Origin of the sequence: Streptomyces sp. JH34 (genome assembly GCF_029428875.1) — a bacterium.
Lineage (GTDB): Bacteria > Actinomycetota > Actinomycetes > Streptomycetales > Streptomycetaceae > Streptomyces.
In genome coordinates, this window is record NZ_JAJSOO010000001.1 from 2,631,794 (window position 1) to 2,646,116 (window position 14,323).

Sequence of the window (14,323 nt, forward strand, 5' to 3'; positions counted from 1 at the left end):
CTAAGATCTCTTCATGACAGCGACGGAAGCGGGTACGGGAGCAGGCTCCGGGGCGGGTGCGGGAGACGGCGTGCGCTGGGCGCCGGGGGACCGGATCCTCTGGCGTTACCGGGCCAACGGGGAGCCCGGTGACGGCGGCGGCAGCGCGGTCCACATCTGCCGGCCGGTCACCGTCGTCCAGGACACCGACGACCTCCTCGCCGTGTGGATGGCGTCCGGCACCGAGTGTGTGCGGCCGGTCCTCGCCGACGGGACCCAGGTGCACGCCGAGCCGCTCGCCACCCGGTACACCCGCCCCCGCACGACGGTGCGTTCCCGGTGGTTCGGCTCGGGCGTGCTGAAGCTCGCACGGCCGGGCGACCCCTGGTCGGTCTGGCTGTTCTGGGACCGTGGCTGGCTCTTCCGCAACTGGTACGTCAACCTCGAGGAGCCCCGGTCCCGCTGGGCGGGCGGGGTCGATTCGCAGGACCACTTCCTCGACATCTCCGTGCGCCCCGACCACAGCTGGGAGTGGCTCGACGAGGACGAGTTCGCGCAGGCGCAGCGGGTCGGGCTGATGGACGGGACCACCGCCCGAAGGGTGCGCGAGGCGGGGCTGGCCGCGGTCGAGGTCATCCAGCGGTGGGGCGCGCCGTTCAGCGACGGCTGGGAGCACTGGCGGCCCGACCCCCGGTGGAAGGTCCCCCCGCTGCCGGATGACTGGGACCGCACCCCCGCCACAACCCCGTCGTGAGACCCTTGATGCACCCCAGGGGGGCAAACGTAGGATCGCCTTCCATGAACCGCTCCGCCGGAACGACAGGCCACAACCGGCGTGACCGGCACGGGGCCTGACCACCAGTCACCGAACGCGTCGCACGAGTCACACGGTCCACGAAGCCGTTGGGTCACGCGGCGCACGAACCACTGCGAGGGGGTGGAGACATGCACGCTGTCCGCTGCCCGGCCATCGGAAGACCTCGTACCGGCCACCTTGCCGGGTACCCGGTTTCGGCCCCATTTCCCAGGGCATCCGGTGACAGCCGTTGTTCTCACCGCTCTTGCCGGGGCACAGTGGCGCAGCCCCCCGAGGTGATTGCCTCATACAACCGGCCCGGACGGACGGAATCCCACGCGTGACGGAGCATCCCACCTCCCACGAAGGCCGGCAGCCTCTCGCCGCCCGGCCGCAGGAACGCGCCCGGCCCCGGCAGCAGGAGGCCCCACCGGGCGCCGCTGCCACGGCCGCGATCCCCGGCCCCTCTCCCGTGCCGAACACGGCGAAGGGCCCGGTACCGAACGCGGTGCCGAATCCTGTGCCCGGCGCGGCGGACGCGACCGGACCCGCCGCCGACTCCCAGGCGCCGGCCCGCCGCGAGGGCGACCGGTTGCGTTTCGTCGGCGCGGCGACCCGCCGGATCGCGCGCGGCATAGACCTGGACGAGATCGTGCTGGGTCTGTGCCGGGCGAGCGTACCCACGTTCTCCGACGCCATACTCGTCTACCTCCGCGACCCGCTCCCCGTCGGAGACGAACGGCCGGCCACCCCGTTCGTCCTGCGGCTGCGGCGTACCGACAGGCTGCGGCTGACCGGCGAGGAGAGCGACGGCGGGCCGGAGGGCGAGCGGCTGCGACTGCCCGTCGCCGGCTCGCAGGCGGGGCTGCTGCCCGCCGCCGACCTGTGTGAGATCCGGGCGGGCGGCGCGCTCGCCGAGGTGCTGCGCGGGGTGCGGCCCGTCTTCGGGGACTCCGCCGCGGCCCGCGTCGCCCTGCCGGAGCTGCTGGGTGCCGGCCGGACCGTACCGACCGGGCACCGCGCGATCCTGGCTCCGCTGCGCGGCCGGCGCCGGGTGATCGGTGCCGCCGTCTTCCTGCGCGGTCCGGACCGTCCGCCGTTCGAGGCCAACGACCTCCTGGTCGCGGCCCAGCTGGCCACGCACACCGCGCTCGGCATCGACAAGGCGGTGCTGTACGGGCGTGAGGCCTACATCGCCGACGAGTTGCAGCGCACGATGCTGCCCGACTCGCTTCCGCAGCCGACGGGTGTGCGGCTGGCCTCGCGCTACCTCCCGGCCGCCGAGACGGCCAGGGTGGGCGGGGACTGGTACGACGCGATCCCGCTGCCCGGCAGCAGGGTCGCGCTGGTCGTCGGTGACGTGATGGGGCACTCCATGACGTCGGCGGCGATCATGGGCCAGCTGCGCACCACGGCCCAGACCCTGGCCGGCCTCGACCTGCCTCCGCAGGAGGTCCTGCACCACCTGGACGAGCAGGCGCAGCGGCTCGGCAGCGACCGCATGGCGACCTGCCTGTACGCGGTGTACGACCCCGTCGCGCACCGCATCACCATCGCCAACGCCGGCCACCCGCCGCCCGTGCTGCTGCATCTGGGCGGCCGGGCGGAGGTGCTGCGGGTGCCGCCGGGTGCGCCGATCGGTGTGGGCGGGGTCGATTTCGAGGCCGTCGAGCTGGACGCGCCGGCCGGGGCGACGCTGCTGCTGTACACGGACGGTCTGGTGGAGTCGCGGCTGCGGGACGTCTGGACGGGCATCGAGATCCTGCGCGAGCGGCTCGCCACCACCGCGCAGCTGACCGGTCCGGACCACTCGCCGCCGCTGGAGGCGCTCTGCGACGACGTGCTGGACATGCTCGGTCCGGGCGACCGGGACGACGACATCGCGCTGCTCGCCGCCCGGTTCGACGGGATCGCGCCGAGCGATGTCGCCTACTGGTTCCTGGAGCCGGAGGACGCGGCCCCCGGCCGGGCCCGCAGGCTGGCCCGCAGGGCGCTGAGCCGCTGGGGTCTGGACGACCTCTCGGACGAGGTGGAGCTGCTGGTCAGCGAGGTGGTGACCAATGCCGTGCGCTACGCGGAGCGTCCGGTGACGCTGCGGCTGCTGCGTACGGACATCCTGCGCTGCGAGGTGGGCGACGACGCCCCGCAGCTGCCCCGTCAGCGGCGGGCCCGTGAGACGGACGAGGGCGGACGCGGGCTGTTCCTGGTCAACCGGCTGGCGCGGCGGTGGGGGGCGACCCGGCTGTCGACGGGCAAGGTGGTCTGGTTCGAGATGGCCACCCGCTGAGGGTGCCTTCCCGTGGACACGGATGAGGGGCGGTGCCGGCCGGCACCGCCCCTCACGCGTGGCCCCCGCAGGTGGCCGCTACTGCCCCAGCAGGGTGTCGCCGCCCGGCCGTTCGCCGGGCGGCTGGGCGCCGCCGTCCTCGGGATCCGTCGTGGTGCTGGGCGTCCCGCTCGGCGTCGAGGTGGGCGTCTGGCTCGGGGTGTCGGAGGGCGTCGGCTGCTCCTCGGTCGGCGTCTCGGACGGCGTTTCCGAGGGCGTCGGCTCCTCACTGGGCGTCTCGGACGGCTCCTGGGTCTCGGAGGGGGTGGCCGAGGGCGTCTCGGTCACTGCCGTCTCACCGCGTTCGACCCCCTGGAGGTCGAAGGTCGCGTCCGACCCTCCCCCGAGCGCGTCCAGGGTGTAGTCGGCCCAGATCTTCGCGGGGAACCCACCGCCGTTGGCCCGGCCGGAGTTGGCCGTGCCCGTGAGGCTGACCTGTCCGCCGCCCTCCTTGGGGGACTCGCCGTAGAGGGCGACCACCGTCGTGAGCTCCGGGGTGTAGGCCGCGAACCAGGCCGCCTTGTTGTTCTCGGAGGTGCCGGTCTTGCCCGCGGCGTCGTAGGCGGAGGTGTTCGCCTCGCGTCCGGAGCCGAGGTCGACGACCTCGGTCAGCGCCTTCGTCACGGTGTCGGCGGACGCACGGCTGATCGCCTGACCGCCCACACCGTCCACGGGTTCCATGGTGCGGTCACGGTGCTCCGCGGTCTTCACGATGGCCGGGGTGACCTTCTTGCCGTGGTTGTCGAGGGTGGCGTACACCCCGGCCATGTCCCACGTCGAGGCGTTCATGGTGCCGAGCGTGATCGCGGGTCGCTCGGGGAAGTTCTTGTCCGGTACGCCCATGTCGAGCGCGGTCCTCTTCACCGCGGCCGGGGTGACGTCGACGACCATCTGCGCGAAGACGGAGTTGATCGACTTGTCCATCGCCCTCTGGACGGTCGGGCTGTCGTAGCTGACGTCGTCCTCGTTCTGCGGGGCGAACGGGGTGTCGCTGCCGACGACCGGGCGCTTGCTGGTGCCGTCGTAGACCGTGTTCAGGCCGATCAGGTCGCCGTCCTGGGTGGTCGACTCGTTCTCCAGGGCGGAGGCGAGCACGAGCGGCTTGAAGGTGGAGGCCGGCTGGTAGTCCTGCCGGGTGGCGTTGTTGTACCAGTGCTCGGTGGCCCCGACACCGCCGTACAGCGCGACGACCTTGCCGGTCTTCGGGTCCACGGACGTGGCGCCGGCCTGGACGGTCGCGTCGACCTTGTTGTCCTTCCGGTCGAGCTGGCTCTCCAGCTGCCGGTCGACCGACTTCTCGAGCTGCTTCTGCCGCTTCTTGTCGATGTTGAGGGTGACGGTCCAGCCGCCGGCGTCCAGCATCTCCTCGGTGACGCCCTGCCGCTTCATCTCGTCGTTCGCGGCCTCGACGAGGTAACCGGTCTGTCCCTCCATCCCGGGGGCGGCCTTGGGCGACTTCGGCACGGGGAACGTCATCCTGTCCCGCTCGGCCTTGTCGAGCCAGCCCTCGCCGACCATGTTGTTCAGCGTGTAGGCCCAGCGCTCCTTGACGAGCTTCTTGCCGGTGGGCGTCGCGTTCGCCCAGTCGTACTGGCTGGGGGCCTGGAGCAGGGCCGCGAGGTAGGCGCCCTGGGAGGTGTCCAGGTCCTTGGCGTCGACGCCGTAGTAGGCCTGCGCCGCCGCCTGGATGCCGCTCGCACCGCGTCCGTAGTACACGGTGTTGAGGTAACCGGCGAGGATGTCGTCCTTCTTCGTGCGCTGGTCGACCTTGAGGGAGATCACCAGCTCCTTGAGCTTGCGGGTGACCGTCTGGTCCTGCGTGAGGTAGTAGTTCTTCACGTACTGCTGGGTGATCGTGGATCCGCCCTGCTTGCCCTTGCCCGTGACCGTGTTGAACAGGCCGCGCGCGGTGCCCTTCAGGTCGACGCCCTGGTCACGGTAGAAGGACTTGTTCTCGGCGGCCACGAAGGCGTGCTGGACGCTCCTGGGTACGACGTCGAGGTCGACTATCTCCCGGTTGACCTCGGAGTTGCTCCGGGCCAGAAGTGTGCCGTCGCTGTACTTGTAGACGTTGCTCTGCTTCTCGGCCTGGGCGTTGGCCTCCGGCACGTCGACGTACATGTAGAGCGCCGCGAGGGCTCCCATTCCGAGCAGGCAGAGTCCGAAGAACGTGCCCAGGATCTTCCGCCAGGTGAAGAGCCGGCGTATGCCACCGCCCTTGGCCCGGCGGGCTTCTCGCCCCTGGGCTCGCCGCGCGTCCGCTCGACCCATCGCTGTGGTGCTCCTGTTCTTCTGCTCGTACCGCTCCGGTCAGACCTGCCAGCTAACACCGAAAGCCTGGACAAATGGCGGGCGATCCGGTCTTTTCCGGACGTGAGAATCAGCACCCGGTCCCGAAGGAACCGACTCGCGAGGGATGCGCAAGGTTGCGAGGCGCGATAATGTGTAATCACATTGCTAGCGCGGCGCTATGCCGCTCGAAACGGGGGATCCATGTCCGCACCGCACGACCTTCCCGGCACGCCCGGCCCCGGCGCCGACCTGACGCCGGACGCTCCCGAGATGCCCGCACCGCAGGTCAGGGAGACGGTCGCCCACTCCATCCCCGGCGGCGTCGGCCTCCTGCTGACCGTCCTCGGAGTCTTCCTCGGCGTGGCCCTGTGCATCGTCGGGGGCGTCCTCGGGTCCGACGGCCACAACGGCACCGGCGTCCCGCTCTTCATCCTCGGGCTGCTCCTGACCATCGCCTCGTTCTTCTGCATGAGCGGTGTGAAGATGGTCGCTCCCGGCGAGGCGCGGGTCATCCAGCTCTTCGGACGCTACGTCGGCACGATCCGGGCGGACGGCCTGCGCTGGATCAACCCCCTGACCTCCAGCCGGAAGATCTCCACCCGGGTCCGCAACCACGAGACCGCCGTCCTGAAGGTCAACGACGCCTACGGCAACCCGATCGAGCTCGCCGCGATCGTCGTCTGGAAGGTCGAGGACACCGCACAGGCGCTCTTCGAGGTCGACGACTTCCTGGAGTTCGTCGCCACCCAGACCGAGGCGGCCGTCCGGCACATCGCCATCGAGTACCCGTACGACGCCCACGAGGAGGGCGGCCTCTCCCTGCGCGGCAACGCCGAGGAGATCACCGAGAAGCTCGCGGTCGAGCTCACCGCACGGGTGCAGGCGGCGGGCGTGCGCATCATCGAGTCCCGCTTCAGCCACCTCGCCTACGCCCCCGAGATCGCCTCGGCGATGCTGCAGCGGCAGCAGGCGGGCGCGGTCGTCGCCGCCCGTCAGCAGATCGTCGAGGGCGCCGTGGGCATGGTCGAGATGGCACTGACCCGGATCGCGGAGCAGGACATCGTCGAACTCGACTCCGAGCGAAAGGCCGCCATGGTCAGCAACCTGATGGTGGTCCTGTGCGGTGACCGTGCGGCCCAGCCGGTCCTGAACACGGGCACGCTCTACCAGTGACCGACGACGCGGCCCCTCCCCCCGGCCGGACGCCCCGGCGCGGCCCCGCCCGCAAGCAGATGCTGCTGCGGCTGGATCCCGCGGTGCACGACGCGCTGGCCCGGTGGGCCTCGGACGAGCTGCGCAGCGCGAACGCGCAGATCGAGTTCCTGCTGCGGCGGGCCCTCGCGGAGGCGGGCAGGCTCCCCGGCGGCGCGGCCCCGATCGCACGCAGGGGCCGACCGCCGAAGGCCCCGCCGGAGCCGCCCGGAGCGGTGGAGTGAGCGTGGGGGCGGGCCGGCGGCCCGCCCCCACCGCCCGTTCCCAGCTCCCGCAGCCCGCGGCCCGTATACATGCGATGTATACACACCGTGTACTGTGCGCGGCATGTCAATCGGTCACACACTCCTCGGGCTCCTCGAGTCCGGCCCCCGCCACGGCTACGACCTGAAGCGCAGCTTCGACGAGAAGTTCGGCCAGGATCGCCCCCTGCACTACGGCCAGGTCTACGCGACCATGTCCCGCCTGCTGAAGAACGGACTCGTCGAGGTCGACGGCGTCGAGTCCGACGGCGGCCCCGAACGCAAGCGGTACGCCATCACCGACGCCGGCATCACCGACGTCACCGCCTGGCTCGCACAGCCCGAGAAGCCGGAGCCCTACCTCCAGTCGACCCTGTACACCAAGGTCGTCCTCGCCCTGCTCACCGGCCGCGACGCCGCCGACCTGCTGGACGCCCAGCGCTCCGAGCACCTGCGCCTGATGCGCGTCCTCACCGACCGCAAGCGCAAGGGCGACCTCGCCGACCAGCTGATCTGCGACCACGCTCTCTTCCACCTCGAAGCCGATCTGCGCTGGCTGGAACTGACCTCCGCGCGTCTCGGCCGGCTCGCCGAGGTGGTCCTCCCGTGACTCCCACCGGCTCCCTGCTCGCCGCCCACGACCTCCACAAGACCTACGGCTCGACCCCCGCGCTCGACGGCGCCTCGTTCTCCGTCCACCCCGGCGAGGTCGTCGCCGTCATGGGCCCGTCCGGCTCCGGCAAGTCGACCCTGCTGCACTGTCTCGCCGGGATCGTCACCCCCGACTCGGGCACCGTGACCTACGGCGGCCGCGAGCTGTCCGCGATGTCCGACGCCGAGCGCAGCGCCCTGCGCCGCAGCGACTTCGGTTTCGTCTTCCAGTTCGGCCAGCTCGTCCCCGAACTGACCTGCGTCGAGAACGTCGCCCTGCCGCTCCGCCTCGACGGCGTCAAGCGGAAGGAGGCCGAGCGCACCGCCCTGGAGTGGATGGAGCGCCTGGAGGTCGAGAACGTCGCCGCCCAGCGCCCCGGCGAGGTGTCCGGCGGGCAGGGCCAGCGCGTGGCCGTGGCCCGTGCCCTGGTGGCCACCCCCAGGGTGATCTTCGCCGACGAGCCGACGGGCGCGCTGGACTCCCTCAACGGCGAGCGGGTCATGGAACTGCTCACCGAGTCCGCGCGCACCGCCGGCACCGCCGTCGTGCTCGTGACCCACGAGGCGCGCGTGGCCGCGTACTCGGACCGCGACGTCGTCGTGCGCGACGGCCGCTGCCGGGACCTGGAGCACGCCGTATGACCTGGCTGCGCGACCTCGGCCTCGGCCTGCGCTTCGCCGCCGCGGGCGGGCGTGAGGGCTGGGCGCGGACCGCGCTGACCGCCGTCGGGGTGGGACTGGGAGTGGCACTGCTGCTGGCAGCGGCGTCCGTGCCCCATCTGCTCGACCAGCGCTCCTCGCGCGACCAGGCCCGTGCCGAGGTCCCGGCGTCGCGCGACGCCGACGTCCCGAAGTCGGACACCACGGTCCTGCGGGTCAACGCGGCGACGACGTACCGGGGCCGGACGGTCGGCGGGTTCCTGATGCGCGCGGAGGGGGCACACCCGGCTGTGCCGCCCGGGGTCGATGCCTTCCCCGGACCCGGCGAGATGGCGGCCTCGCCCGCCCTCCGCGAGTTGCTGGCCTCTCCCGGCGGTGCGCTCCTCAGGGAACGGCTGCCGTACCGGGTCACCTCGACGATCGCGGACACCGGTCTGCGCTCCCCGCACGAGCTGTACTTCTACGTGGGCAGCGACTCACTGACCCGCGACGCCGGCGGGCACCGGCTGGCCGGCTACGGCGACGACACCCCGGGCGAACCGCTCACACCCGTCCTGGTCGTCCTCGTCATCCTGATCTGCGTCGTACTGCTGGCGCCCGTCGCGATCTTCATCGCCACCGCCGTGCGGTTCGGCGGCGAGCGCCGCGACCGCCGGCTCGCCGCCCTCCGCCTGGTGGGCACCGACATCCGGACGACACGCCGGATCGCGGCGGGCGAGGCGCTGTTCGGCTCGCTGCTGGGACTGCTGGCGGGGCTGGTGTTCTTCCTGGTGGGCCGCGGATTCGTCGGCGACATCGAGCTGTGGAACCTCAGCGTCTTCCCGTCCGACCTCACCCCCGCACCCTGGCAGGCCGCACTCATCGCCGTGGCGGTGCCGCTGTGCGCCGTGCTCATCACACTGGTCGCCATGCGCGCGGTGGCCGTCGAACCGCTGGGTGTCATGCGCGGCACGGGCAACCGCCGGCGCCGCGTCTGGTGGCGTCTGCTGGTGCCGGCCCTGGGCCTGACCGTCCTGGGACTGACGGGCAGGGTCGAGGCAGACATGACCGTCAACCCGTATCCGATCGCCGCCGGTGCCGTACTCGTCCTGTTCGGGCTCGCGCTGCTGCTGCCCTGGCTGCTCGAGGCCTGTGTGAGCAGGCTGCACGGCGGTCCGCTGCCCTGGCAGCTGGCGGTGCGCCGGCTTCAGTTGAACAGCGGCGCGGCGTCCCGGGCCGTCAGCGGCATCACCGTCGCCGTCGCCGGCGCGGTGGCCCTCCAGATGCTGTTCGCGGCGGTCGGCGACGAGTTCCGGACGATGACGGGCCAGGACCCCTCGCGCGCCCGGTTCCACACCTCCTCGGAGGTGGTCACCGGCGAAGCCGCCGCCCGGACCATCGAGGAGTTCCGGGCCACCGAGGGGGTGGAACGCGTCATCGGCACGGTCGAGACCTACGTGGTCAGGCCGGGGACGTTCGGGGAGAACGAGGTCACGCCCACCACCTCCCTGACCGTCGGCGACTGCGGCACCCTGAAGGAGCTCGCCGAGATCCGTTCCTGCAAGGAGGGCGACGCCTTCGTCGTCCACCCCCGGGGCGACAAGGAGCTGAGCGACTGGGTCGACGAGACCGCGCGCAAGGGCGAGGAGATCGAGCTCAACTCCTCCGTCGAATGGGACCCGGGGGCCGAGTCGGTGCGGTGGACCCTGCCCGCGGACGCGGCCACGGTCACGACGAGCCGCGACCCGATCGGCGAGGAGCACTCGGGCATCATGGCGACGGTCGGCGCCGTCGACCCCCGCAGCCTGCCGAGCGCCCGGACGATCGCCCAGATCAAGGTCGACGACGGCGTGGAGGACGTCTCCGAGTACGTACGGAACACGGCGGCCCGGATCGACCCCGGCATGCGCGTCACCACCCTGGCCTCGACGGAACGCGACCGCCAGTACGCCAGCGTGCAGACGGGCCTGCGGTCCGGCGCGGTGGCGACGCTCCTCCTCATCGCCGCCTCGATGCTGATCTCGCAGCTGGAGCAGCTCCGGGAGCGGAAGCGGCTGCTGTCGGTCCTGGTCGCCTTCGGCACCAGGCGCGTCACCCTCGGCTGGTCGGTGCTCTGGCAGACCGCCGTGCCGATGACCGCCGGCCTCCTGGTCGCGATCGCGGGCGGTCTCGGACTCGGTGCCGCCATGACCTGGATGCTGGCCAAGACGGTGACCCGGTGGTCGCTGTTCCTGCCGATGGCGGGTGCGGGCGCGGCCCTCGTCGTGGCCGTGACCCTGCTCTCGCTCCCCCTTCTGTGGCGTCTGATGCGCCCGGACGGGCTGCGTACGGAGTGACACCCGAAGACTCCGAGTGAGCCGGAGGAGTGAGTGCGCCGGGGGGCGCATTCACCCCTTCTCCGACATCCGTACCGGCAGCGTCCCCATGGCACCGCGCAGCGCGTCCGCCAGTTCCTCGAACTGCTCGTGCCGCGCCGAGCCCGTCCGCACGGCCAGCGCCACCCGCCGTGAAGGCGCCGGATCCGTGAAGTACCCGGTGGACAGGGCCTCGTTGCGCCCGGTCTCCACCGTCACCGCCGTGCGCGGCAGCAGGGTCACCCCCAGCCCGCCCGCGACGAGCTGCACCAGCGTGGAGAGCCCCGCCGCGGTCGTCGTCACCGGCGCCCCCGCCGTGCGCCCTGCCTCCCGGCAGATGTCCAGCGCCTGGTCGCGCAGGCAGTGGCCCTCGTCGAGCAGCAGCAACGGCAGGTCCCGGAGCGTCTCGCGCGGCAGGCCGGTGCGCCCCGCGAGAGGGTGTTCCTTCTCCATGACGAGCACGAAGTCCTCGTCGAACAGCGGCAGTTCCGTGACGCCCGGCACTCCGAGCGGCACGGCGAGCAGCAGCAGGTCCAGCCGTCCGGCCGCCAGCCCCTCCAGCAGCGAGGAGGTCTGCTCCTCGTGGACCTGGAGGTCGAGGTCCGGGTAGCGCTCGTGGACCAGCCGCAGCACGGCCGGCAGCAGATACGGGGCCACCGTCGGAATCACACCGAGCCGGAGCACCCCGGTGAACGGCGCGCGTACCGCCTCGGCCTCCTCCATCAGCTCGCCGAGCGCCTCCAGCACCACCCGGCTCCGCACCGCGAGGCGCTCCCCCGCGGGCGTGAGCAGCACCTTGCGGGTCGTACGCTCGATGAGCTGGACACCCAGTGCCACCTCGAGCGCGGACACCGCTCCGGAGAGTGCCGGCTGACTCATACCGATTGCTGCCGCCGCGTCCCGGAAGTGCAGATGTTCCGCCACGGCCGCGAAGGCGCGCAGCTGCGAGAGGCTGGGCTGCTTGACCCTATTGACCTGATTTACATACGCCACTGATAGGCACCTCCGATCATCCCGACCGAGTGTAGCTATTTCCGCGATCAATGCACTGTGTGCCAAGGTGGGGGCAGTCCAACCCCCAGGAACGCCCTCAAAAGGGGAGTTCCTACGCAGCAAGGAGTGCGCGTGCTCACTGTCGGTGACAAGTTCCCCGAGTTCGACCTGACCGCTTGTGTGTCGCTGGAGAGCGGCAAGGAGTTCGAGCAGATCAACCACAAGACCTACGAGGGTCAGTGGAAGATCGTCTTCGCGTGGCCGAAGGACTTCACCTTCGTGTGCCCCACCGAGATCGCCGCCTTCGGCAAGCTGAACGACGAGTTCGCCGACCGTGACGCGCAGGTCCTGGGCTTCTCCGGCGACTCCGAGTTCGTGCACCACGCCTGGCGCAAGGACCACCCGGACCTGACCGACCTGCCCTTCCCGATGCTGGCCGACTCGAAGCACGAGCTCATGCGTGACCTCGGCATCGAGGGCGAGGACGGCTTCGCCCAGCGCGCCGTCTTCATCGTCGACCAGAACAACGAGATCCAGTTCACGATGGTGACCGCCGGTTCCGTGGGCCGTAACCCCAAGGAGGTCCTGCGGGTCCTCGACGCCCTGCAGACCGACGAGCTCTGCCCCTGCAACTGGACCAAGGGCGAGAACACCCTCGACCCGGTCGCCCTCCTCTCCGGCGAGTGAGCTGATACCGACATGGCACTCGACGAACTGAAGTCCGCCATACCGGACTTCGCCAAGGACCTGAAGCTGAACCTCGGTTCGGTCATCGGCAACAGCGAGCTCCCGCAGCAGCAACTGTGGGGCACCGTCCTGGCCTGCGCGATCGCCTCGCGTTCACCGAAGGTGCTGCGCGAGCTGGAGCCGGAGGCCAAGGCCAACCTCTCCGCCGAGGCGTACACCGCGGCGAAGTCGGCCGCGGCGATCATGGCGATGAACAACGTCTTCTACCGCACCCGGCACCTGCTGTCGGACCCCGAGTACGGGAACCTCCGTGCCGGCCTGCGGATGAACGTCATCGGCAAGCCGGGCGTGGAGAAGGTCGACTTCGAGCTGTGGTCGCTCGCCGTCTCCGCGATCAACGGCTGCGGCCAGTGCCTGGACTCGCACGAGCAGGTGCTGCGCAAGGCCGGTGTCGACCGTGAGACCGTCCAGGAAGCCGTCAAGATCGCTTCGGTGATCCAGGCGGTCGGCGTGACCCTCGACTCCGAGGCCGTGCTCGCCGGTCAGTGACCCGCAGTACATTTGTACGGGAAGGGCCCCGTCGACGACCGACCGTCGACGGGGCCCTTCTTCGTGTCCGCGTCCGGCGCGGGAAGGGCCCGGCCGCCTCCCCGGCGTCCGGGCCGCCGTGTCCTACTGCTTCCGGTCGTCCGGCGACCGGTCCGCGCCCTCGCCGCCGCGGTCGTCCGCGGCTCCGGCCACCGGGGCGTCCGCAGGGGCCGGAGGCTGCTTCGGCGGCACGGCCGAGAGAGCGGTGGCGCCGTGCGGCCCGGGCCCCTGGAGCGCGGCCGGGTCCTGCCCGTACGAACGCAGATAGCCGACCACCGTGTTGGTCACCGCCACCAAGGGCACGGCGACGACGGCGCCGCCGATCCCGGCGATCATGCCGCCGGCCGCGACCGACAGCACCACGGCCAGCGGATGGACGCGTACGGCCCGGCCGAGGATGAAGGGCTGCAGGATGTGGCCCTCGATCTGCTGCACGGCGAGGACCACGATCAGCACCATCAGGGCGGTGAACACGCCCTGGGTGACGAGTGCGACGACCACGGCGAGAGCGCCGGAGACCACGGCGCCGACCAGCGGGATGAAGGCGAAGAGGAAGATGAAGACGGCGAGCGGGACCGCCATCGGCACGTCGAGGAAGTAGATCCCGAGCCCGATGAAGATCGCGTCGATCAGGGCGACGATCACCGTGCCCCGCACGTAGGCCGTCAGCGTCCGCCAGGCACGCGGCCCGGCGCCCGCGACACCCGGCCTGGCCTGGGCCGGCACGAGCTTGAGCACCCACTGCCAGATGCGCTTGCCGTCGTACAGCAGGAAGAGCGTCGAGAACATCGCCAGCAGCAGCCCGGTGAGGACCTCGACCATCACGGTGACACCCTGGAGCCCGGCGGAGGTGATCTCCTCGGTGTTGGTGCCGATGGTGTCACTGAGGTTCTTGGCGATGTCGTTGATCTGCGACTCGGTGACGTGGAACGGGCTGTCCAGGAGCCAGCGCTTCAGCTCGTCGATGCCGTCACGGACGCGGTCGGACAGCGTGTCCAGATTGTCCATCACCTGCCACACCACGAACCAGCCGACCAGGCCCATGATCACGAAGCCGAGAACGGCGGTCACCGCGGTGGCGAGCCCGCGCGGCAGCCCGAGCCGCCTCAGACGCACGACGGTCGGCTGGAGCAGCGCCGTCACCAGCAGGGCGGCGACGAAGGCCAGGACGACCAGCTGGATGGCGCTGATGACGCGCATCAGGATCCATAGCGTGCCCGCCAGGACCAGCAGCCGCCAGCCCGCCTCGGCCGCGACGCGCATCCCCCAGGGGATCGCGGAGACCGGGTCGGGTCTCGCCGCCACGGCGGGGGCGTACGCGGGCGGGCGCGGCACCTGTTCGGTGGCCACCGTGGAGATCGTCGACGACGAGACGCTCACGGCGTTCTCGTCGGCCCGGCGTTCGTCCTCGGCGCGGCGTTCTTCCAGTCGCGCCCCGATCTCGGTGAGTTCGGCGCCCAGCCGACCGAGCCACCCCGGAAGTTTTGACATGGATCGTTCCCTTCCCCCGTTCGCTCCCCGCACGCCCCCGGAGATGTCCGGATCGACCGTACACGCGAGATGC

General features: G+C 71.2%; 12 protein-coding genes. 9 read left to right on the plus strand and 3 right to left on the minus strand.

Annotated features, from left to right (window positions below; genetic code table 11):
- Positions 1-13: 13 nt before the first annotated feature.
- Together fomD and LWJ43_RS11370 are read left to right on the plus strand one after the other, a co-directional pair.
- Positions 14-733 carry a cytidylyl-2-hydroxypropylphosphonate hydrolase gene (gene fomD, locus LWJ43_RS11365; RefSeq protein ID WP_277332163.1) on the plus strand — a complete coding sequence of 240 codons (720 nt, stop codon included), beginning with the start codon at positions 14-16 and terminating at the stop codon, positions 731-733.
- 382 nt (positions 734-1,115) lie between these two features.
- Positions 1,116-3,062 carry an ATP-binding SpoIIE family protein phosphatase gene (locus LWJ43_RS11370; RefSeq protein WP_277332164.1) on the plus strand — a complete coding sequence of 649 codons (1,947 nt, stop codon included), beginning with the start codon at positions 1,116-1,118 and terminating at the stop codon, positions 3,060-3,062.
- A 78-nt stretch (positions 3,063-3,140) separates the two neighbouring features.
- On the opposite strand, the gene LWJ43_RS11375 is transcribed toward LWJ43_RS11370, so the two are convergent.
- Positions 3,141-5,372, minus strand: coding sequence for a transglycosylase domain-containing protein (locus LWJ43_RS11375; protein ID WP_277332165.1), 2,232 nt, complete (start codon positions 5,370-5,372; stop codon positions 3,141-3,143).
- A gap of 222 nt (positions 5,373-5,594) precedes the next feature.
- Here LWJ43_RS11375 and LWJ43_RS11380 point away from each other — a divergent pair, with 222 nt between their 5' ends.
- The 5 genes from LWJ43_RS11380 (at position 5,595) to LWJ43_RS11400 (ending at position 10,473) form a co-directional block, all read left to right on the plus strand.
- Positions 5,595-6,566, plus strand: coding sequence for an SPFH domain-containing protein (locus tag LWJ43_RS11380; RefSeq protein WP_277332166.1), 972 nt, complete (start codon positions 5,595-5,597; stop codon positions 6,564-6,566).
- Positions 6,563-6,829, plus strand: a complete 267-nt coding sequence (locus tag LWJ43_RS11385) for a type II toxin-antitoxin system antitoxin (RefSeq protein ID WP_277332167.1) — start codon at positions 6,563-6,565, stop codon at positions 6,827-6,829. Before LWJ43_RS11380 ends, LWJ43_RS11385 begins: the two co-directional genes overlap by 4 nt.
- Positions 6,830-6,932: 103 nt before the next feature.
- Positions 6,933-7,457 carry a PadR family transcriptional regulator gene (locus LWJ43_RS11390; protein WP_277332168.1) on the plus strand — a complete coding sequence of 175 codons (525 nt, stop codon included), beginning with the start codon at positions 6,933-6,935 and terminating at the stop codon, positions 7,455-7,457.
- A complete protein-coding gene (locus LWJ43_RS11395; protein WP_277332169.1) occupies positions 7,454-8,140 on the plus strand; it encodes an ABC transporter ATP-binding protein in 687 nt (228 codons plus the stop codon). The genes LWJ43_RS11390 and LWJ43_RS11395 overlap by 4 nt, the downstream gene beginning before the upstream one ends.
- Entirely contained in the window at positions 8,137-10,473 is a 2,337-nt protein-coding gene (locus tag LWJ43_RS11400) for an ABC transporter permease (RefSeq protein WP_277332170.1), read from the plus strand. Before LWJ43_RS11395 ends, LWJ43_RS11400 begins: the two co-directional genes overlap by 4 nt.
- A gap of 51 nt (positions 10,474-10,524) precedes the next feature.
- Here LWJ43_RS11400 and LWJ43_RS11405 read toward each other — a convergent pair whose 3' ends face one another.
- A complete protein-coding gene (locus tag LWJ43_RS11405; protein WP_277332171.1) occupies positions 10,525-11,484 on the minus strand; it encodes a hydrogen peroxide-inducible genes activator in 960 nt (319 codons plus the stop codon).
- Between the two features lie 132 nt (positions 11,485-11,616).
- Between LWJ43_RS11405 and LWJ43_RS11410 the strand changes: the two genes are divergently transcribed.
- Positions 11,617-12,171 carry a peroxiredoxin gene (locus tag LWJ43_RS11410; RefSeq protein ID WP_014154322.1) on the plus strand — a complete coding sequence of 185 codons (555 nt, stop codon included), beginning with the start codon at positions 11,617-11,619 and terminating at the stop codon, positions 12,169-12,171.
- Positions 12,172-12,183: 12 nt separating this feature from the next.
- Positions 12,184-12,720 carry an alkyl hydroperoxide reductase gene (locus tag LWJ43_RS11415; protein WP_109881012.1) on the plus strand — a complete coding sequence of 179 codons (537 nt, stop codon included), beginning with the start codon at positions 12,184-12,186 and terminating at the stop codon, positions 12,718-12,720.
- A gap of 123 nt (positions 12,721-12,843) precedes the next feature.
- Here the strand turns inward: LWJ43_RS11415 and LWJ43_RS11420 are convergent, their stop codons facing one another.
- Positions 12,844-14,250 (minus strand): AI-2E family transporter, encoded by a 1,407-nt coding sequence (locus tag LWJ43_RS11420; RefSeq protein WP_277332172.1) that lies wholly within the window; start codon positions 14,248-14,250, stop codon positions 12,844-12,846.
- Positions 14,251-14,323 lie beyond the last annotated feature (73 nt).